15 protein-coding genes and 1 tRNA gene are annotated in these 19385 nt (G+C 58.6%); 5 read left to right on the top strand and 11 right to left on the bottom strand.

The window, feature by feature from the left end:
* Window positions 1-870, bottom strand: coding sequence for a dimethylarginine dimethylaminohydrolase family protein (locus HDF16_RS10910; protein WP_184216530.1), 870 nt, complete (start codon window positions 868-870; stop codon window positions 1-3).
* Between the two features lie 364 nt (window positions 871-1234).
* On the opposite strand from HDF16_RS10910, the gene HDF16_RS10905 reads away from it, so the two are divergent.
* Window positions 1235-1468 (top strand): hypothetical protein, encoded by a 234-nt coding sequence (locus HDF16_RS10905; RefSeq protein WP_184216528.1) that lies wholly within the window; start codon window positions 1235-1237, stop codon window positions 1466-1468.
* A gap of 68 nt (window positions 1469-1536) precedes the next feature.
* On the opposite strand, the gene HDF16_RS10900 is transcribed toward HDF16_RS10905, so the two are convergent.
* The 3 genes from HDF16_RS10900 to HDF16_RS10890 all read right to left on the bottom strand — a co-directional run bounded on the left by HDF16_RS10900 (window position 1537) and on the right by HDF16_RS10890 (window position 6889).
* Complete coding sequence (locus tag HDF16_RS10900; RefSeq protein ID WP_184216526.1) at window positions 1537-4743, bottom strand: efflux RND transporter permease subunit; 3207 nt, start codon at window positions 4741-4743, stop codon at window positions 1537-1539.
* Between the two features lie 80 nt (window positions 4744-4823).
* Entirely contained in the window at window positions 4824-5951 is a 1128-nt protein-coding gene (locus tag HDF16_RS10895; protein WP_348641296.1) for an efflux RND transporter periplasmic adaptor subunit, read from the bottom strand.
* A 236-nt stretch (window positions 5952-6187) separates the two neighbouring features.
* Window positions 6188-6889 carry a queuosine precursor transporter gene (locus HDF16_RS10890; protein WP_246409014.1) on the bottom strand — a complete coding sequence of 234 codons (702 nt, stop codon included), beginning with the start codon at window positions 6887-6889 and terminating at the stop codon, window positions 6188-6190.
* Window positions 6890-6979: 90 nt separating this feature from the next.
* On the opposite strand from HDF16_RS10890, the gene HDF16_RS10885 reads away from it, so the two are divergent.
* Window positions 6980-7056: transfer RNA gene (locus HDF16_RS10885), tRNA-Glu, on the top strand.
* A 1-nt stretch (window position 7057) separates the two neighbouring features.
* Window positions 7058-8623: a glycosyltransferase family 39 protein gene (locus HDF16_RS10880; RefSeq protein WP_184216523.1), complete on the top strand. Its 1566-nt coding sequence runs from the start codon at window positions 7058-7060 to the stop codon at window positions 8621-8623.
* A 65-nt stretch (window positions 8624-8688) separates the two neighbouring features.
* Here the strand turns inward: HDF16_RS10880 and katG are convergent, their stop codons facing one another.
* From katG to HDF16_RS10865, 3 genes are all read right to left on the bottom strand, one after another.
* Window positions 8689-10917 carry a catalase/peroxidase HPI gene (katG, locus tag HDF16_RS10875; RefSeq protein WP_246409013.1) on the bottom strand — a complete coding sequence of 743 codons (2229 nt, stop codon included), beginning with the start codon at window positions 10915-10917 and terminating at the stop codon, window positions 8689-8691.
* A 103-nt stretch (window positions 10918-11020) separates the two neighbouring features.
* Window positions 11021-11461 carry a Fur family transcriptional regulator gene (locus tag HDF16_RS10870; protein WP_184216519.1) on the bottom strand — a complete coding sequence of 147 codons (441 nt, stop codon included), beginning with the start codon at window positions 11459-11461 and terminating at the stop codon, window positions 11021-11023.
* Window positions 11462-11584: 123 nt separating this feature from the next.
* Window positions 11585-11785, bottom strand: coding sequence for a cold-shock protein (locus HDF16_RS10865; RefSeq protein ID WP_184216517.1), 201 nt, complete (start codon window positions 11783-11785; stop codon window positions 11585-11587).
* Between the two features lie 293 nt (window positions 11786-12078).
* Between HDF16_RS10865 and HDF16_RS10860 the strand changes: the two genes are divergently transcribed.
* Window positions 12079-14307 (top strand): fused MFS/spermidine synthase, encoded by a 2229-nt coding sequence (locus HDF16_RS10860; protein WP_184216516.1) that lies wholly within the window; start codon window positions 12079-12081, stop codon window positions 14305-14307.
* Window positions 14308-14418: 111 nt separating this feature from the next.
* Here HDF16_RS10860 and HDF16_RS10855 read toward each other — a convergent pair whose 3' ends face one another.
* A complete protein-coding gene (locus HDF16_RS10855; RefSeq protein WP_184216514.1) occupies window positions 14419-15840 on the bottom strand; it encodes an FG-GAP repeat domain-containing protein in 1422 nt (473 codons plus the stop codon).
* Window positions 15841-15917: 77 nt separating this feature from the next.
* On the bottom strand, window positions 15918-17258 hold the full coding sequence (locus tag HDF16_RS10850) for a Gfo/Idh/MocA family protein (RefSeq protein ID WP_184216512.1): 1341 nt from the start codon (window positions 17256-17258) through the stop codon (window positions 15918-15920).
* A 195-nt stretch (window positions 17259-17453) separates the two neighbouring features.
* Here HDF16_RS10850 and HDF16_RS10845 point away from each other — a divergent pair, with 195 nt between their 5' ends.
* A complete protein-coding gene (locus HDF16_RS10845) occupies window positions 17454-18221 on the top strand; it encodes a 3-keto-disaccharide hydrolase (RefSeq protein WP_348641295.1) in 768 nt (255 codons plus the stop codon).
* Window positions 18222-18226: 5 nt separating this feature from the next.
* Here the strand turns inward: HDF16_RS10845 and HDF16_RS10840 are convergent, their stop codons facing one another.
* The gene (locus HDF16_RS10840; protein WP_184216510.1) at window positions 18227-18673 is read right to left on the bottom strand and encodes a hypothetical protein; all 447 of its coding nucleotides are present in this window, start codon (window positions 18671-18673) and stop codon (window positions 18227-18229) included.
* A 56-nt stretch (window positions 18674-18729) separates the two neighbouring features.
* Window positions 18730-19380 carry a class I SAM-dependent methyltransferase gene (locus tag HDF16_RS10835; RefSeq protein ID WP_184216508.1) on the bottom strand — a complete coding sequence of 217 codons (651 nt, stop codon included), beginning with the start codon at window positions 19378-19380 and terminating at the stop codon, window positions 18730-18732.
* Between the last annotated feature and the right edge of the window lie 5 nt (window positions 19381-19385).

Below are 19385 nucleotides of genomic sequence, written 5' to 3'. Positions count from 1 at the left end.
CTACTCGAGCTTCATCACCAGGCACTTCGCCGCTCCACCCGCCCGCAGGAACTCGCTTAAGTCCACCTGCACCACCTCAAACTCAAGTGAGTTCAAATGAGCTAACAACTCATTGCTGATCCTATTCAAAATAATGGTCGAACCAATATTCACGGCATTGCAGGCAAATCGTACAGCGTCCTGCTCCGCCACGATGATCCTTTTATCCTCCGGATAAAACGCCTCAATCTTCCGCAACGAAGCCGCACCAAACGCCGCCGGATAATACATCACATACCCTCCCTCCAGCGGCGCGAAGCATGTGTCTAGGTGATAGAACCGCGGGTCGACCAGCTCCAATCCCACAAGCTCTACATCCCAAGCATCGCGTAAAAACGTATGGCTGGACTCCAAGGTGCGTGGCCCATACCCAACCCACAGCCGCGTCCTGTCTCCCGAAAACAGCGCATCCCCCTCGCCCTCGAACGGAGTCGCGCGAGCAAGGTCCAGCACCTTGTAACCCTGCTCTTCAAACCAGCGTCTAAAGTGCGGCTCCTCTCCCTGCCGTTCCGGATGGAAGAAGCTGCTGATCGCTACCTCACCGTTATAGAGAAGCCCGGCGTTCGCCGTAAAGACCATATCGGGAGAGCCCGGCTGGGGATCAATCAGTACCACCTCGGCCACCAGCGACAATTGGTCGTACAACTCCCTCCATTGCTCCATAGCCCGCTCGCGCGATGCACTATGAACATTGCCTTCCATCCAGGGGTTGATGACGTAGTCCACGTCGTAAAGGTGGGGCGCGCACATCAGAAGCCGCGGACGGTAACTGGAAAGGAAGGAAACTGCACTTGATTGAAGGGTGTTCAGAACGATTGTTGACGTACTCATCTCACATGGCCTCGATCCTGAGCTTGGCAGCCGCCAATTGCCGCGTCAACATGAATGATTATGCGGAAAATCGTGAATATACATGCCTGAAAATCGACTCAAATAAGTGAGGACGAAGTGTCCCTTGTTCCATCACGGCGATGCCCGAAAAGGCACCGCATCCTTAGGAAGCCAATGAGTTAACTTCAATGGCTTTGCTTATTCTTGGTTACCAGAGTTATACTCGCGCCACTGAGGGCATGCCCCCGTAGTCGCTCAACCCAGCCGACTCCAGCCCTTCGCAACGAACTTCATGCTGAACGGGTGCTAACCGCCCCCACCTCGCAATTCTGGTGACCTCGCAACTCCTCTTCAAGGAGCTCTTATGTCAACATTCGAAAGCTCGACCTCGAAACCTCATCAATCAGGCACCTGGAACGCCTTGCGCTCCCGGTCCATACCCTCCGGTGTGAGTGGATCGCATCCTGTGGCCAAACCGCCAGCGCGGGTAACAACCGACGAAAGCATCCTTCTCAAGGCGGAGAAGGAAGAAGTCGAATACGCCCGCAAACAGCTGAAAGACTTTCGTCCTCTTCGTCCCACGCTGGCCAAGAACTAACTCTCGCAAAAAGGAAGCGCCCGCTTGATCGATCGAGCGGGCGCTTCCTTTTGCGTTGAACAAATTTCCTACGGAGTTACAGGCGACGGTGGCGGTTGGTTCCCGCCTTCCTTCTTCTTATCCTTCGAGAACATTCCCAGGAAAGTCTTCAGCAGGACATACAGCACCGGAATGAAGACCAGGTTCAGGATCGTCGAAAGGATCATTCCTCCGACGATCGCCGTTCCTACGGAGTGCCTCCCATAAGCGCCCGCCCCCGTCGCAAAGTAGAGCGGAAGCACGCCCAGGATGAACGCAATCGAGGTCATCAGGATAGGCCGCAAGCGAAGCTCTGCCGCGACGATCGCCGCCTCGATGATGCTCTTGCCATGCTCCAGTTGCTGTTCGGCGAACTCAACAATCAGAATCGAGTTCTTCGCCGACAGACCGATCAGCATGACCAGTCCGATTTGGACATATACGTCATCCACCAGTCCGCGAGCGGAGACCAGCGACAGCGCTCCAAGGATCGCCATCGGCACCGCAAGCAGGATGATGAACGGCAGCGCAAAGCTCTCGTACTGCGCCGCCAGCGCAAGGTATACGACCAGGAGACCGAGTCCGAAGATGATGATTGCCTTGCCTGAAGACTCAATCTCTTCAAGCGCAATGCCGGTCCAGGAGTAGCTCATACCCTGCAGCTTCACCTGGTCGAAGAGCTTGACCATGTTCTCGAGGCCCTGACCGGAGCTCAATCCTGGCGCCGGCGATCCGTCAATCTCGGCCGAGCGGAAGAGGTTGTAGTGGTTGATGACCTGCGGGCCGGAGGTCTCGTTCACCATCACCAGATTCTCCAGCGGAATCATCTGGTTCGTGTTCGAACGTACGTAGTAGCCCTTCAAGTCGGTCGCGCTGCGCCGGAACATCTGGTCAGCCTGCACATACACGCGATACGAACGGTTGTTGAAGTCGAAGTCGTTCACGTAGCTCGACCCCATGAACGTCGACATCGCTGAGGTGATCTGAGAGAGCGGCACACCCATCGTCTTCGCCTTCTCGCGATCGAACGTCACCTGCAGCTGCGGATCGTTCGCCGTGAACGTCGTGTTCAGCGCCGTCAGTCCCGAAGCCGGATTGCGCGACGCGCCAACGATCTGGTGGGCCACACGGTCGATGTCGGTAAAGGTGTTACGTCCAGCATCCTGCAGCATGAACTGGAATCCGCCCACGGTTCCGAGACCAGCAATCGCTGGTGGTTCGGCGGCAAACAGAATCCCGCCCGGAACGCCGAACAGCTTCGGCCCGATGCGCGACACGATCTCGTGCGCAGAGTGTCCCGCGCCCTTCTTCGTACGATCATCAATCGGCTTCAACGGTGCGAAGATCAGACCCGAGTTCGGCGAGCTTCCGCCCGCAAGCGAGAAGCCCATGACCGAAAAGGTTCCGAAGACGTCATCATCCTGTCGCACCAAGTTGGCACCTCGGGTAGCAAACTCCGTCGTGTACGCGAGAGAAGCGCCAGGAGGCGTCTGCACGATAATGATGAAGTAGCTTTGGTCTTCCGCAGGGATAAACGCTGTCGGCACATGCTGGTACATGTACCCGGTCAACCCGAGTGCTACGAGGAATATGACCAGGACAACCCAGCGAATCCTCACCACGAACGTCGCAATCGCCGCGTAGATCTTGATCGCCTGCTTGATCAACGCCTCGATCGGGTTCAGCAAGAGCCCCAGTATGCCGGTCGGCCTCGCCTGCGGCCGCAGCAGGATCGCTGCAAGAGCCGGCGACAGCGTGAGCGCGTTGAACGCCGAGATCGCAATGGCGAACGCGATCGTCAGTGAAAACTGCTTGTACAAAATGCCCGTTGTTCCGGGGAAGAAGCTCACCGGCACGAACACCGAGATCAGTACCAGCGACGTCGCAATGACGGCACTCGTTACCTCGGCCATCGCGACACTGGTGGCATGGTGTGCATCGCGGCTCTCATTGACCTCGCCACGCTCCACCTCCTCTTCAAGGTGGCGCTGCACGTTTTCGATGACGACGATTGCGTCGTCGACCACAAGCCCCGTCGCCAGCGTGATGCCGAACAATGTCAGCGAATTGATCGAAAATCCGAAGAGCTTGATGAACGCGAAGGTTCCGATCAGCGAGACCGGGATGGTCACAGCCGGGATGATCGTCGCGCGCCAGTCCTGCAGGAAGAGGAAGATGACGATGATGACGATAATGACCGCTTCGGCCAGCGTCGTCTCGACTTCCTTGATCGAGTCCGAGACGACCAGTGTCTGGTCGACAGCCACCACGTATTTCATGCCGGGGGGGAAAGACTTGCTCAGTTCCGCTAGCACCGTTTCGCACTGCTTCTTCACCGAAAGTGCGTTCGCGGTAGCAAGCTGTTGCACACCGACACCGACCGCATCTCCGCCCGCACCCCCGCCAAAGAACTTCAGGTCGGTGTTGTAGTTCTCGGCGCCAATCTCCGCGCGTCCAACATCCTTCAACTGAACAATGCCGTTGCCCGTAGAGCTGTTCTTGATAATGACATCGCCAAACTGTGTCGGATCTGCGAGACGACCTGCGACCCTGACCGCGATCTGGAAAGACTGTTTCTCGTCGGACGGTGGAATTCCGAGCTGCCCCGCAGGCACCTCGATGTTCTGTTCGGAGAGCGCGTTCGTCACATCAAGCGCCGTCAGTTGACGGGCTGCCAGCTTGGCCGGATCAAGCCACACTCGCATCGCGTACTTCCGCTCGCCGAAAATCACCACCGCGCCCACACCGGGAACGCGCTTCAGCGCGTCGGCTACGTAGACGTCAATATAGTTCGAGATAAATAGCGGCGACAGCGATTTGTCAGGCGAGACAAAGCCGATAGCCAGAACGAAGTTCGCGTTCGCCTTGGTGATCGAGATGCCGGTATTGTTCACCGTCGCAGGAAGACGTCCGGAGACCGACGAAACGCGGTTCTGCACGTCGACGGCGGCAATATCAAGGCTATAGCCGGTCTGAAACGTAACCGTAATGGTCGACGTTCCATCGTTCGAGCTCGTCGAACTGATGTACCGCATGCCCTCGACGCCGTTGATTGACTGCTCGAGAATCGTCGTGACCGCCGACTCAACGTCCTTCGAGTTCGCACCGATGTAGTTGCAGCTCACCACGACCTGGGGCGGCGCAAGGTCCGGATACAGAGAGATCGGGAGCGTCGGGATGCACACCGCTCCGGCCAGCACGATAAGCAGCGCGCAGACCGTAGCGAAGATCGGGCGGCGAATGAAAAAATCTACCAAGTCAAACCTCTTGCTTCTTGTTATCCGTCGTTCGTCGGATCAACCGCGCTATCAAAAAATGAGAACTGACAACGCCTTCGTTATCCCAGCGGCTGTACCGGCGCGCCCTCTTGCAGAAACTGCAGGCCGGACAGAATCACCTTGTCGCCGGGCTTCAGACCGCTCAGCACCGGATAGGTATTGCCCACGGTATCGCCTAACGTCACAGCCACCTGGTGGGCAGCGAAGCCGCCCTTGCCATCCGGCGAGGGTGCAGCCACAAAGACGAATGGCTGTCCGCCCACGCGAACCACGGCCAATACCGGCACCGTCGGCGCGGGAGCTGTGCTCCAGGTCACCTTCGCATTCACCAGTTGCTGGTTCCTCAGCACCTGCGCGGTGCGTGGAATCGGAGCCTTCGCCAGAATGCTCTGCAGGCCGTTGTCCACCTGAGGAGAAAGGAAGTTGATCGCGGACTTCACCAGTACCGCCCCGTCGTTTCCGAGAATCTCCACCGGCAATCCCATACGAACTTGGCTCGTCCTCTCAGTGGGCAGATAGATGTACGCCTCAAGATCAGCGTTCTCATCGACCGTTGTCAGGATGGTGGTGGCAGACACATAATCGCCCACATGCACCGGCACATCGCCGACGATACCGGCGAACGGCGCGCGGATCTGGTAGTACTTCAGCTGTTCCTTCTGCGATCCCGTGAGGGACTGCGATGACTCGTAGTCGGCCTTCGCGTTTTCGAACGCCTGAACCTCGATGTCATAGGACTGCTTGGACGTCACGCCGGCTTCGTAGAGTTTCTTCTGCCGCTCCACCTCCGCCTGGTTGTACAGATAGAGTGCCTTCTTCTGCGACTCCGTACCCTGCTGGCTCTGCACCGTGGCCATCTGCTTCAGCGGGTCGATCTGCATCAGTACCTGACCGGCCTTCACGGCCTCGCCGGAGTGCACATAAATCTTCGTCAGGTTGCCGTCGACCTGGGGCTGCATCGTCGAAGAGCGTCGGCTCTTGATCGTCGCTACATAGGTGTCGGAGTTCGGGACCGGGTTCAACGTAACCGGCGCAACCTGCACCGGAGTCGCCCGCATCGCCGGGGGAGCCGCCGGGGCCGGCTTCTTGCAGCCGCTCAGGGTCAGCGCGAAAATCCCCACGCCCAGCGTTACGCCCAGCCCAGCGCCGCGCGCCGTCGTTCGAAGAGCCTTGGATGCCTTTGACAAGTGAAACTCCTTCATTTTTCTTACGTCCACAAATTACACGGATTCAGGTCCGTTCAAAACAATGCCTGCTCCGACCGCAGCCTTGCCCATGCCAGCGAGCTTCGTGGCAGGAGAGCAAGATCACAAACGTTGCAGGATAAATGTAGACTACGTTCCTTAGATGACCGTGTCTCTACAGGGGATGCGTAAATTCTATCCGATTCAAAACAGGCGACTTGCACAAATTTTCAAGCAAGCTACGCAGACGGCCGGTCGGACGTCGCAAACCGGAACGGATTGAAGTCCCTGTCCTGGTCGAAGACATCGGCGCCTTCCGCCCGCTTCAACCAGTTGATCACCAGGTATGTAATCGGCGTTGCAATCACCTCATACCCCACCTTCAGCAGATAACCGGTGTAGATGATCTTGATCAGCGTGGGAACGCTGTACGTCCCGGCAAAAGTCAGGATGATGACCAGGGTCGTATCCACTGCCTGCCCTACCACCGTCGACCCGATCGTCCGCGTCCACAACTTTCTGCCGTTGGTAAACAGCTTGAGCCGCGCCATCGTGTAGGAGTTCGCAAACTCTCCCGCCCAGAACGCGATCAGACTCGCCACTAGGATCCGAGGAATGATGCCGAAGACCGTTGCAAACGCTTTCTGGTTCGGCCACTCCGGAGCGGCCGGCAGAGCAATCACGATCGATGCCACACCGTACAACAATGCCGTCCCGAAGAACCCCAGCCAGATCGCCCTCCGCGATGCCGCAAACCCGTACACCTCAGTAAACACGTCGCCGAAGATGTACGTAATCGGGAACAGAATGATCGCGCCGGAGATATCGAAGGGCCCCACCACGCACACCTTCTGCGCCACCAGGTTCGACACCAGCAGGATCACCACGAACGCCGTCGTCAGCGCGTCAAGATACTTGTAGCTTCGCAGAGAAGTAGCCATGGACTCTGCCTGCAGAATACTATGCCTCGCCCTCCGTGGCTTTGACACAGCCCCCCTGCATTGATAGCGTGAACCAAGTCACACCCAAGCGTCCCCGTCGTCTAGCCGGCCCAGGACACCGCCTTCTCAAGGCGACAACACAAGTTCAAATCTTGTCGGGGACGCCAATTGAACGAACTCGCTGCAACGTCGAACGAAGAGTCGCAACGCGTGAAGACCTCTTCCGACTCTTCCTGGTTCAGCCCCAGAAAAGACTGGTTCGCGGCCGTTGCGACCTCCTTCATCTTCGTTCGTTATTTTGTGGAGATGACCCGCTACAGCCGCTCTCAGCCGCTATGGCTCGATGAGATTCTGACGACCTGGCTCGTCCGGCTTGGAAGCGTAGCAAGTATCTATGATGGGCTGGCCAAAGGCGCTGAGTACTCCCCTCCTGGTCTCCCCGTACTGCTGCTCTGGTGGTCAAAGCTTGTTGGCGCAAGTTACCTCTCCTTGCGTTCACCCTCTTTCGTAGGGATCGCGCTGGCGGCCGTAGCGATCTTCCTTCTCGTGCGACGCTACATGGACTTCAGCATCGCTACGTTAGCTGCGGTTCTCGTGCTGTGCGGACCGCTTCATGTCTTTGCCCAGCAGGTTCGGCCTTACGCTTTGACGGTCACGTGCTTCACCTTCGCCCTGTTGCTGTGGGATGGGCTTGAGCAGAGCGGGCATCCTCGGTGGAATCTGGCAGGCATCAACGTCCTTCTCAGCGCGGCGATCACGCTCCACTTCTACAGCATCCTCTACCTGGTTCCCTTCGCGGCGATGGAGTTGCTATACAGCCTCTCGTCGCGGCGCTTTCGCGCGCCCGTCTGGATCACGCTTGCGATCGCTGCAGCGTCCATTTCGCTGTGGATTCCACTTGCGCTCCGTGCCAGCCGGTTCAACTCCGCGGACCATGGGCCGGGGTTTTACGCGGCTCCAACGTCTCTTCGCTTCGCGCAATCGCTTTGGTTCGTCCTATTTCCCGTCGATATCTTTGTCAGCCTTCTTTTGCTGCTGTTCGCGGGACTGCTCGTGTATCTCGCAGGTATCAGAAATCGCAAAATCTCTGTTCAACCCAAAACGCGGAGACCGCTTCTTTGGATAGCCACCGGGTGTGCTCTCTTACCGCTGGCGACATTTCTGTTTGCTCGCCTTGTAAGCGGGACCTATAACCTGCGGTATATCCTTCCCGCATCCATCTGCACTGTCATTGCTCTTTGCTTCGCTGCGGAATCTCTTCCCTTCAGATCCATCCTCGTTCCGCTATGCTCGATCGCCATCGCAACCCATGCGCTGGTTCCCCGTCGCATCGAACCCTTCGTCGATAACCGCGCCATTCTGCAAGCCGCGAGCAAGCCCTACCCGATCGTCATGGCGGAGGGCCTTATGTTCTTCCAGGCCGAAGAAGACCAGTCGCTTACAACACAGGAGCGCGGCCGTCTTGAATACCTGATCCTGCCGCAGGGGCATGCACTGAAAGACGCTACCAACGAGAACCTCGTAATCCGATGGCTCGGCATCCTTCCGCAACTTCCTGCATACCCAGTCGATCCCTACCTGCAATCGCGCCGCTGTTTCTACGTATTCGATAGTCATGAAAGTGCTGATGATCTTGCGGACTACCTGAACACTCAGACCCTGACTACAACAAATCGAACATTCATTGGCAAGGGGACACTCGACGAGATGTGTCCGTCAGCAGCGAACCGCTAAAAAGCGCAAAAAACGGAGGCCAGTCTCCCGGCCTCCGTCCATTTTTCCTGCGATTCAATCCAGCCTTACGCCAGATCGTACCGATCCAGGTTCATCACCTTGTTCCACGCAGCCACGAAGTCGTTCACAAACGCCTCCTTCGCATCGGAAGCCGCATAGACTTCAGCGACAGCCCGAAGTTGAGAATTCGATCCGAAGACCAGGTCGACACGCGTTGCGGTCCACTTGACCTCGCCGGTCGAGCGATCAAGCCCTTCGAACAAACCCTCTGCGGTAGAAGACGCCTTCCACTCCGTTCCCATATCCAGCAGGTTGACGAAGAAGTCATTCGTCAGCGTCCCCGGCTGGCTGGTGAAGACGCCTTCCTTAGACTGGCGATAGTTTGCGCCGAGCACACGCAGTCCGCCGACAAGCACCGTCATCTCGGGAGCAGTCAACGTAAGCAACTGCGCGCGGTCGATGAGCAACGCCTCGGCCCGTTCCTTGTGTCCCAGGCGCAGGTAGTTCCGGAAGCCGTCCGCCGTCTGCTCCAGCGGTAGGAAGGAGTGAACGTCCGTCAGTTCCTGCGTTGTGTCTCCACGACCCGGGGTAAACGGAACCTTTACCTCATGCCCAGCCTTCTTCGCAGCCTCTTCAACAGCAGCGCAGCCGCCAAGCACGATCAGGTCGGCCAACGAAGCCGTCTTGCCAGTTGCGTTGAACTCCTTCTGAATGCCCTCGAGCGTCGTGAGAACCTTCGCGAGCACCTGTGGCTGGTTCACCTCAAAGTTCTTCTGCGGCTCCAGACGAATGCGAGCACCGTTGGCTCCGCCGCGCTTGTCCGAGCCACGGAAGGTTGCAGCCGATGCCCAGGCAGTCGAGACCAGTTGCGAAGTCGTCAGCCCCGAAGCCAGGATCTTCGCCTTCAGTTCAGCGAGCTCCGCGTCGCCAATCACGGTGTATTCGACCGCCGGAATCGGATCCTGCCAGAGCAGCGTCTCCTTGGGAACCAGAGGTCCGAGGTAGCGGACGATGGGGCCCATATCGCGGTGAGTCAGCTTGAACCAAGCCCGCGCAAACGCATCGGCGAACTGCTCCGGGTGAGACTGGAAGCGCTTGCCGATCTTCTCGTACTCGGGATCGAACTTCAGCGCGAGGTCCGACGTGAACATCATGGGCAGGTGCTTCTTGCCTTCGACGTGCGCATCAGGAATGTTGGCCTCTTCGGCCGTCGCGTACCACTGCCATCCGCCGCCAGGCCCCTTCTTCAGCGCCCAGTCGAAGTTGTAGAGATTGTCGAGGTACTCGTTGTCCCACTTGATTGGCTGCGACGTCCATGCGCCCTCAAGACCGCTCGAGATGGTGTCTTCGGAGTGGCCCTTGCCCTTGGAGTTCTTCCAGCCAAAACCCTGCTGCTCAACAGGCGCACCTTCCGGTTCGGGACCGACATTCGGACCCGGATCGTAGGCTCCATGGCCCTTGCCGAAGGTATGACCGCCGGCGATCAGCGCAAACGTCTCTTCATCGTTCATCGCCATGCGGCCAAAGGTCTCGCGAATGTCGTGCGCGGAGCCGAGCGGGTCGGGCTGGCCATCCGGGCCTTCCGGATTCACGTAGATCAGGCCCATCTGCACTGCAGCCAGCGGATTGTCGAGTTCGCGCTTGCCTTGGTAGCGGTCGCTGCCCAGCCACGTGTGCTCGGAGCCCCAGAAGATGTCTTCCTGGGGTACCCACACATCAGCGCGTCCACCGGCGAAGCCGAAGGTCTTGAAGCCCATGGACTCAAGTGCCACGTTGCCGGTGAGAATCATCAGGTCGGCCCAGGAGATCTTCTTCCCGTACTTCTGCTTGAGCGGCCAGAGCAGGCGGCGTGCCTTATCCAGGCTCACGTTATCGGGCCAGCTGTTCAGAGGAGCAAAGCGCTGGGTTCCCATACCCGCGCCACCGCGTCCGTCATACGTGCGATAGGTGCCGGCGCTGTGCCATGCCATGCGGATGAAGAATGGGCCATAGTGACCGTAGTCCGCAGGCCACCAGCTCTGCGAATCAGTCATCAACGCATGCAGGTCCTTGATCACCGCATCCAGGTCAAGCGTCTTGAACTCTTCCGCGTAATCAAACTCCTTGCCCATCGGATCCGCAAGCTTGGTGTTCTGGTGAAGGATCGCCAGATCGAGGCGATCCGGCCACCACTGCATGTTATTGGCGATTTTGCGCGAATTGTGGGTTACCGCGCCGTGCATCGGCGACTCTGTCTCCGTGCTGGTATCGGGCTTGCCGCCATGCGGCACCGGGCATTTCATCTCTTCTGACAAGTTCGGCTCCTTCATTACCGGGGACACGCTCCCCGCTGCTGTGCTGCGTTTCTGTCAAAGGACTCATCCGTCGCCGGACTCATCCCGAAGTATCCAAACTCGATCAGACCGCGCTCACCCCGTCGCGGCCCTTGGCGGGAGCGCACTTCGTGCACAGACCCCGCACAATCAACTCGCACTCGCGAAGCGTCCGCTTGCCCAGCGAGCTCAACGCAGGCTTCGGCACCTCGTACCACTCCACGTCTTCGACATTGCCGCACCGGTCGCAGATGAAGTGATGATGCCGCACGCCCTTCGCATCAAAGCGCGCAGCACGGCCTTCAACTGCCACCTCACGCACCAGCCCCGCCTGCACTAGGTCCCGCAGATTGTTATAAGTGGTGGCCCGCGACAGCCGCGGATCAAGGCGGTTCACCGCCTCGAAGATCTCAGCCGCGGTCGGATGCCCGGGGTACTCCATCAGGAACGCCATGACGCAATGGCGTTGCGGAGTGAACCTCAGCCCGGTAGTCTCCAGGCTTTCTCGAATTGATTCCGTGTCCATCACCGTATTTAGATTCTGTCTAATCTAGGACTTTGTCAAGGCGACGGTGTGGATTTTAACGGTGGGCATTAAACGCAAAAAAGGACGGCCCAAGGCCGTCCTTTTTGCATACTGCTTCGAAGCTTAGAGAGGCTGGATGTCCGCAGCCTGCCAGCCCTTGGGTCCCTTGACCACATTGAACTGTACAGCCTGACCCTCGGTGAGGCTCTTGAAGCCGCTGGAGGTGATCGCCGAGTAATGTGCGAACACATCCTCGCCGTTCTGCCTGCTGATAAACCCAAAACCCTTAGCGTCGTTAAACCACTTCACTGTTCCCTGTTCCATTTTGATTCCTTCTTGATACTGAATTGACGCTCGGACTAATTGGGTATTACCGTACAGCCACCGCAAAAACCAATCTGTTCAACCGACAGCTTAAGGCTACCACAAATGCGGACGACGTTCGCACAAAATTCCATCATCCTTCTTTACACCCGCGTTTGCCGGTTTCGCTACGCCTTTAATTCCTGCCCACGCACCGCCCTTTAACCGGTTCGTGGGATAGGTGTGTCGAAACGAAACACGTAGGGTGAGTCGAGCCCGCTCAAGCCGAGCCAGAGATCGAGGAGCTTCGATTCATGCTGTTGATCGTCTTCACACTTTCGATGTTCGCAAGCGCGACCCTGCTGTTCCTTGTCGAACCAATGATCGCGAAGATGTTGCTTCCTCTACTCGGAGGGACGCCAGCCGTCTGGAATACCTGCATGGTCTTCTTTCAAATCATGCTGCTGGCAGGCTACTTCTACGCCTATGTCGCGATGAAATGGCTGGGCCGCCGGACCCAGATCGTCGTCCATCTCACCCTCGTCCTCCTTCCCCTTCTGGTCAGCTCGCTCCCTCTTCATCTGCCCCGTGGCTGGGAACCTCCAACCCAGAACAGCCCCGTCTTCTGGCTGCTGGGTGTCCTGGTAGTCTCGGTGGGCCTTCCGTTCTTCGTCCTATCGTCCTCTACGCCAGTCCTGCAGCGCTGGTTCGGCGACACCCATCATAAGCAGGCATCCGACCCATACTTCCTCTATGCCGCAAGCAATGTAGGCAGTCTCGCCGGATTGATGGCCTATCCCTTCCTGCTCGAACCGTTACTGCGGCTCAGCGAACAGAGCCGCCTCTGGAAGTCCGGCTATATCATCTTCGTTCTGATGACACTCGCCTGCGCCGCATTGGTCTGGAACAGCAAGAGCAGACTCGCGACGATGAACCTCGCAGAAGCCGAGACCGCAGCCACAAAGCGTATCTGGGTCGAACGATTGCGCTGGATTGCGCTGGCCTTCGTTCCTTCCAGCCTGATGATCGGCATTACCACCGCGCTCACTACCGATGTCCCGGCAATTCCTCTGTTCTGGGTGCTCCCACTCGCCCTTTATCTGATCAGCTTCATCCTCGTCTTTGCGAAGCGGCAGCTGATCTCTCATGATTGGCTCGTCAGGCGCATGCCATTCCTTATCCTTGCCGCGCTCGTTCCGGTCGTGTCGCAGACCAAACTTCCGCTGGCTCTGCTGCTCACCCTTTATCTGCTCGTCCTCTTTGTAGTCGCCCTGGTCTGTCATGGCGAACTCGCGCGCAGCAGACCCGCGGTAAGTCGCCTCACCGAGTTTTATCTCTGGATCTCCGTCGGCGGTGTCATCGGAGGAATCTTCAACTCGCTCGTAGCTCCTCTGGTCTTTCACTCTGTATTGGAGTTCCCGTTAGTCTTGATCGCCGCCGCTCTGCTTCGGCCACCCATCGACGTTAAAGCCCTCACCGGCTCCGCGCTCTTATGGGCAAAGCGGAAGGACTGGCTGCTCCCGCTGGCCCTCGGAATCGTCATGCTCGCCGTTATCATCGGCGTCGGACACTTCGGCTTCAAACCAAGCCGCCCCTTAAACATTCTGCTCTTCGGCTACGCCATGCTCTGGTGTCTAAGCTTTGGCAAGCGTCCTGTGCGCTTTGCCGCAGGTGTGGCCGCTCTGTTCTTTGCGAGCACCTTCTATCCTGGTTCCTTTGGCCATATCCTCCACGCGGAGCGCAGCTTCTACGGCGTCTCCCGTGTCACCAATGACCCGGACGGAAAGTTCCGCTATCTCTTCCACGGCGGCACCATCCACGGTATTCAGAGCCTCGACGACACAAAAAGCCGCGAGCCGCTCGCTTACTTCACCCGCAATGGTCCCGCCGGCGACATCTTCCGCACGGAGCAGGCAAGACTCCCCCATGGGAATATCGCCGTCGTTGGTCTCGGTGCCGGTGCCATGGCCTGCCACCTTGCCCCGGGCCAGACGCTCACCTATTACGAGATTGACCCCTCCGTTACCGGCATCGCGGAGAACCCGAAATACTTCACCTTTTTGAGCCAGTGCGCCCCCAACGCCAAAATCATCCTGGGTGACGCAAGGCTAAAACTCCGCGACGCCCCCGACGGACAGTACGGGCTGATCTCGCTCGATGCCTTTAGTGGCGACACCATACCAATGCACCTGGTTACCAGGGAAGCGGTGGAACTCTACAAGCGCAAGCTCGCTCCCGGAGGAGTCCTCGTATTCCAGATCTCAAACCTTTACCTACAAATGTCGCCCATCCTCGCGGCACTGGCCGACGACGCTCATCTGAAGATCGCCACTGCGGACGACACGTATGTTTCTCCTAAAGAGATTGAAGATGGGAAATTTCCATCCCGCTGGATAGTCATGGCTCGCGACGAAAAGGCCATCCACGATCTCGCGACAAACTCAAGCACCCCGGGCCGTTGGGTACCGGTGGAGAGGCGGCAAGGAACCAGGGTCTGGACCGACGACTACTCCAACCTGCTCAGCATTATTAAGTGGCACTGATAGCCGCGGTAAATCCAAATCAAGCGCGATTCACCCCAAGGTCTTGTCTTCGTTTGGTGACTAGCAAAAAGAACTCCCCGCCGAAGCGGGGAGTTTTTTTTGTTCACCAACCTACTGAGGAGTAGGTCCATCTTCCTGCGGAACATCCTTCCCTTCACCCGGGAACGGCCACTCCTTATTCAACGGCTGTGTAGCCTCACGCACGGTGCCAGGCACCTTCACAACCTTCAGGTTTTCGAGCACATGCACGCCGAGCTTGCCTGCCGTCGCAATGTCGATATCGCCGTCATGGTCGAAGTCGCCGTACACAACCTGCGTGCCAATCGTCGCCGTCCCGTTAAGCGAGAGCGTCTCGCGGAACCACATCGGATCGGCGGTCGCTGCGGAAAGCACCATGGCAGCAGGCCACCCCGGGCCAGAAGCTCCCATCGGGTCTCCGGCATGGGCCTTCGTCGCGGAGATCTGCTCCGCGCCCGGCAGACGGTACGCATAGATCACGTTCGGGTCGTACGATCCCGGATCGTCGCCGCCGTGCCCGCGATAACGCTTGCCCGTAATCAGCTCCGGCACGCCATCACCGTCGACATCCACCAGCGCCAGCGCATGGGACTGCGAGAAGGACTCATCGATATTGTGGCGAATCCACTTCGGGCTCGATGTCGTCCCCGCCTGCTCCAGCCAGTAGAGCCCGTACCCATGCCCCTGCCCGTAGATCAGGTCGAGCTTGCCGTCATGGTTCACGTCAAAGCCGATGATCGGGAAGCCGGCATCGCCAAGGTCCCAGTCGCCGTGCCACGTCCACTTATCGTTGTCCGCATCGATCTGCTCGAACCAGCCGTGCGTCGTCAGAATGTCGGCCTTGCCATCACCGTTGATGTCCGCGATGCCGATGCCGTGGCCATCCTCAGCCTTGCCGCCGACGTGGTGTATCTTCGGAGTTCCCTTGCCGAAGTCCGCCCACATCACGCCTGAACGGTTGTAGTGCGCCAGCGCAACATCCGGTTTGCCATCGCCGTTTATGTCGGCAAATGCCCCACCCTCGGTGTCGTAGCTGTCGGCGATCTTCGCGCCGACCCACTGCGTCCCTGCAGCCGTCGCCTTTGGGCCAGGATTCTTGAACCACCAAAGCCCGTTCGAGATCCATCCTGTCGTAACCACGTCGACCAGGCCGTCGTGGTCGACATCGATCGCCCACTCGCCGCAGTCCGAGACAAACTCGTTGTGGATGCCGACCGAGCGGAACTGGTGCCGCTTCCACTCGCCGCCATTTGCTCCGGGATTCTCGTACCAGTAGGCGCCGCTGGTCAGATCGATGAAGCCATCCCCATTCATATCGATCATCGAAAGGGCTTCAGCATGGTCCGAACCCAGCCGATGCGCCAGGAACGAGATCCGGTCCTTCCCATCCGGCCCAGGCCCCGGATGCGCCATCCTCAGCTCCGTCGCATGGGCAGGGTCCTGCGCATACGACGCAATCGAACCAACCGCAAGCGCGGCAACAAACAATCCCAACAAACGTGGTGCAATCTTCATCTCAGCTCTCCCATACCTTGTTGCGAGTGCCCCACCCATGACTCGCCTCTGGTCATGGGTGGGATCGATTCGTTCGACTAGACGATCTTCATCGTCTCAGGATTCCAGTGAATGATGCTGTCCTTCTCGACGCTCAGGTTGCCGAGCAAGGCCGCTCCAGCAGCCCGGAAGCCAAACGTCGCATCTTCCACGGGCACCTGCCGGCTGCGCACCGAATTGAAGAAGTTCGAGAAGTGGTCATAGCTGTCCAGATATCCCTGCGGAGCAGTGAACGCTTCGACATCGCGCGGAGTCTCCTTGGAATGCTCCACGGGATACTTCTTGCGATACTCGTCGAGATACGCCTTCTGCTGCGCCGCCGCAAAAGTCGACACGGTGTATCCGGGCTCCTTCGACGGGGGAACCCGCGTCACCGTGACGGTGCGGCCAGAGATCTCCATCTGCCCTTCAGAGCCCGTGAAGAGGAAACCTTCGCTCTCCTCGCCACCATCGACGAAGTTTACGCGCAAGCTCAGGTTGAAGCCCTCCGGATAATCGAAGAGCGCCAGCAGCACATCGTTCGCGTCGCGGCCATCCTTCCAGAACCGCAGGCCGCCGGTCGCCATCGCCCGCGTCGGCCCATGCGATCCGGTGATGAAGTGCGTTCCGCTGAAGAGGTGAACGAAAAGATCGCCCGCAACGCCAGAGCCGTAATCCTTCCACTTACGCCACTGGAAGAACCGTTCGCCACTCCACGGAATCTTCGGCGCGGTGCCCAGGAAGCGCGGCCAGTCGCAGGTCTCGGTCGAGGCATCGAGCGGCACAGAGTAGTTCCATGCACCGGTCGACGAGTTGCGATCCCAGCGCGCCTGCACCATGTTCAACTTGCCAATCGCTCCCGAAGCCAGCAGTTCCTTCGCCTTCGCATACACTACGGAGCTAACACGCTGGCTGCCCACCTGCAGGATGCGGTTGGTCGACTTCGCCGTCTCGATGATCTCCGGCCCATCCGAGTAGAGATGGATCATCGGCTTCTCTAGGTAGACATCTTTGCCCGCCTTCATGCTGTCCACGGCTGCCTGCTTGTGCCAGTGGTCAGGAGTCGCGATGAGCACGGCATCAACGTCAGGCCGCTTCAGAATCTCGCGATAGTCGCGGGTCGTGAAGAGATCATTTCCCCACATCTCCTTGGCATGGGTCAGGCGGCCGTCGTAGCAATCGGCAACCGCGACCAGTTTTACGCCGGGAACCGTAATCGCCACGCTGGTGTCGAACTGCCCCTGGATGCCCGCGCCGATCAGAGCAAGGTTGATCTTGTCGTTGGCGGATCGCGGCGCAATCGCCGGTGCCTGTGCGAGAAGCGGGTGAAGGCGACCCGCCGCGGCGGCCAGCATGGTCGTCTTTGCGGCGGATTGAAGAAAGGCTCTGCGATCTGACATTGGTAAACTCCCTCGAAGTCGGTGCGGGATGGTTTCGTTATCTCGCTTCGGTAGAAAAGGTACGGGATGCGACACAGAAGTGTCCAGCGCCCCTTATTCTCAACCCCGTCCAGATCTCCCAAGACAAACGCTTCAGCAACTTGGGAAATACGCCGATTCACCCTAAACTGATCCAGTCCGACGGAGAAACCCAAAGTGCTCGCCTTGAAACGTCTCAGCCCCTTGCACGCCGCACCCATTGTCTTGTTCTTGTCCGCCCTGCCGATCATTGCCCAGACCACGGCGGAGTACACGCTGCCCCCGCGCCAGGCCCCCATCGTCCTCTTTGATGGCAAAGACCTCTCGAAGTTCGACACCTTCATCAAGGGCCGCGGCCTCAACACCGATCCCGAACACATCTTCAAGGTGGAGAACAAAGTCATCCACGTCTCCGGCCACGAGATGGGCTACATCATCACCAAGCAGTCCTTCCACCGCTTCTACCTCCGCGCCGAGTTCAAATGGGGTGTCGGCACCTTCGGCGAGCGCGCCGGACAGGCCCGCGACAGCGGCATCCTCTACAACATCCAGGGCGAAGACAAGGTCTGGCCGCGATCCATCGAGTTCCAGATCAAGGAAGGCGAGACCGGCGACTTCTGGCTCACCGACGGAGCAGCTCTCACCGGCCCGGACAACAAGCGCGTCACCGGCCCCACCGGCAACGCCACCAACATCGGCCACATCAACAAGGGCCCGCAGAAGAACGTCCCCGGCTTCCGCAACACCTCTGGCGAACTCGAAAAGCCATACGGAGAGTGGAACGTCCTCGAGGTCGTCGTCGACGATAAGCACATCACCCAGTACGTCAACGGAGAGCTCGCCAACGTAGGCACCGATCCCTTCCCGACCGAAGGCAAGGTCCTCTTCCAGTCCGAAGGCGCCGAGGTCTACTTCCGCAATATTCAGCTATCACCGTTGAAGTAGTTATTTCATCTGATTCTTCGATCGTAGGAGCCATCATTGATTCGCTTTGCAATCAGCGATAGTTTTGTCGTCGAGAGGATGCACCCTTGCATCGTAGCCACAGTCTCGACGGAATCCTTGACCGTGGCGTAGAGCTCGTCGAATTTCGCCGGAGCCAGTGTGTGAATGCCGAGGAGGGCATATCCTTTGGCCGCCGGATGGCCGGTCGCATAGATCTGCTCGAATGACTTCAAGGCCTGTGGCTGCGGCTGCGCCAGGATAGCCTTGTAGTCCAACTCTCCTTTGGAGATACGCCCGGCAAATCCAGTGCCACCGATAGCAAAGAAACCTACCGCACTCAGTCGCACCATTGCGTCATCCACAGAACCGTTCGATTGTGCAGTCGCCCCGATTGTGTGGCCGACGAGAAGCAGCGCAAGAACGAAGGATCCAGCTCGAATAGAAGTCCTCATGAGTCTCCTTTGCGCTGTAATTTTCTGGCGGCTCCTGTAAGACGATGCAAAGCCCCTCACCGCACCCCAAAGATCAAAAAGTAATCCTGCCCGTCCGCCCTGGTGAAGTCGTACTTCGCCTCCAGCTTGTACCCAGCCTCACCCATCTCCTTCACCACCACATCAAGATTCAACCCGTGGTCGGTACCGCTCCCATTGCGGTCGATGATCCCCACCTTCGCCCCCGGCCTCAGCGCCGCCCGTAACTCCTTCATCACGGGGATAGGGTGCGCTATCTCGTGATAGACCTTCAGCATCAGCGCCGCATCCACGCTTCCGGGCAGCAGCTTCAGATCATCAGGCGTCCCGAGCACTGTCTTCACATTACCCAGCTTCTCCTTCTGCGCACGCTGATCGATGTACTTGATCGCCTCGGCGTTGATGTCCTCCGCGTACACCGTGCCTCCAGGAGCGACACGCCGAGCCGCCCGCACCGTGAACCATCCTGACCCCGCCCCGATATCCGCGACGCTCTTCCCTGGCCTGATCCCCAGCAGGTCCATCACGCGGTCGATCTGCAGCTTCTTGTCGCGATCCGGATACTCGAAGATCGATAGATCGCCCGCATACGGCGTGCTCGTCGGTCGCTGCGGAGCAGTCTCTCCCAACACCCCAACCGATAACGCTCCCGCCAGACACCATCCCAATAAGACTCCGCGCAATCTCATCCCCC

Origin of the sequence: Granulicella aggregans, assembly GCF_014203275.1 — a bacterium.
Lineage (GTDB): Bacteria > Acidobacteriota > Terriglobia > Terriglobales > Acidobacteriaceae > Edaphobacter.
Note: the sequence above shows the minus strand (reverse complement) of the source record. Positions and strands in the feature narration are given on the sequence as shown.

Coding starts and splice junctions, on each gene's coding strand:
- HDF16_RS10835 (WP_184216508.1), bottom strand. CDS start 19,380: ATGAGATTGCGCGGAGTCTTATTGGGATGGTGTCTGGCGGGAGCGTTA.
- HDF16_RS10840 (WP_184216510.1), bottom strand. CDS start 18,673: ATGAGGACTTCTATTCGAGCTGGATCCTTCGTTCTTGCGCTGCTTCTC.
- HDF16_RS10855 (WP_184216514.1), bottom strand. CDS start 15,840: ATGAAGATTGCACCACGTTTGTTGGGATTGTTTGTTGCCGCGCTTGCG.
- HDF16_RS10870 (WP_184216519.1), bottom strand. CDS start 11,461: ATGGACACGGAATCAATTCGAGAAAGCCTGGAGACTACCGGGCTGAGG.
- HDF16_RS10850 (WP_184216512.1), bottom strand. CDS start 17,258: ATGTCAGATCGCAGAGCCTTTCTTCAATCCGCCGCAAAGACGACCATG.
- HDF16_RS10860 (WP_184216516.1), top strand. CDS start 12,079: ATGCTGTTGATCGTCTTCACACTTTCGATGTTCGCAAGCGCGACCCTG.
- HDF16_RS10890 (WP_246409014.1), bottom strand. CDS start 6,889: ATGGCTACTTCTCTGCGAAGCTACAAGTATCTTGACGCGCTGACGACG.
- HDF16_RS10910 (WP_184216530.1), bottom strand. CDS start 870: ATGAGTACGTCAACAATCGTTCTGAACACCCTTCAATCAAGTGCAGTT.
- HDF16_RS10865 (WP_184216517.1), bottom strand. CDS start 11,785: ATGGAACAGGGAACAGTGAAGTGGTTTAACGACGCTAAGGGTTTTGGG.
- HDF16_RS10905 (WP_184216528.1), top strand. CDS start 1,235: ATGTCAACATTCGAAAGCTCGACCTCGAAACCTCATCAATCAGGCACC.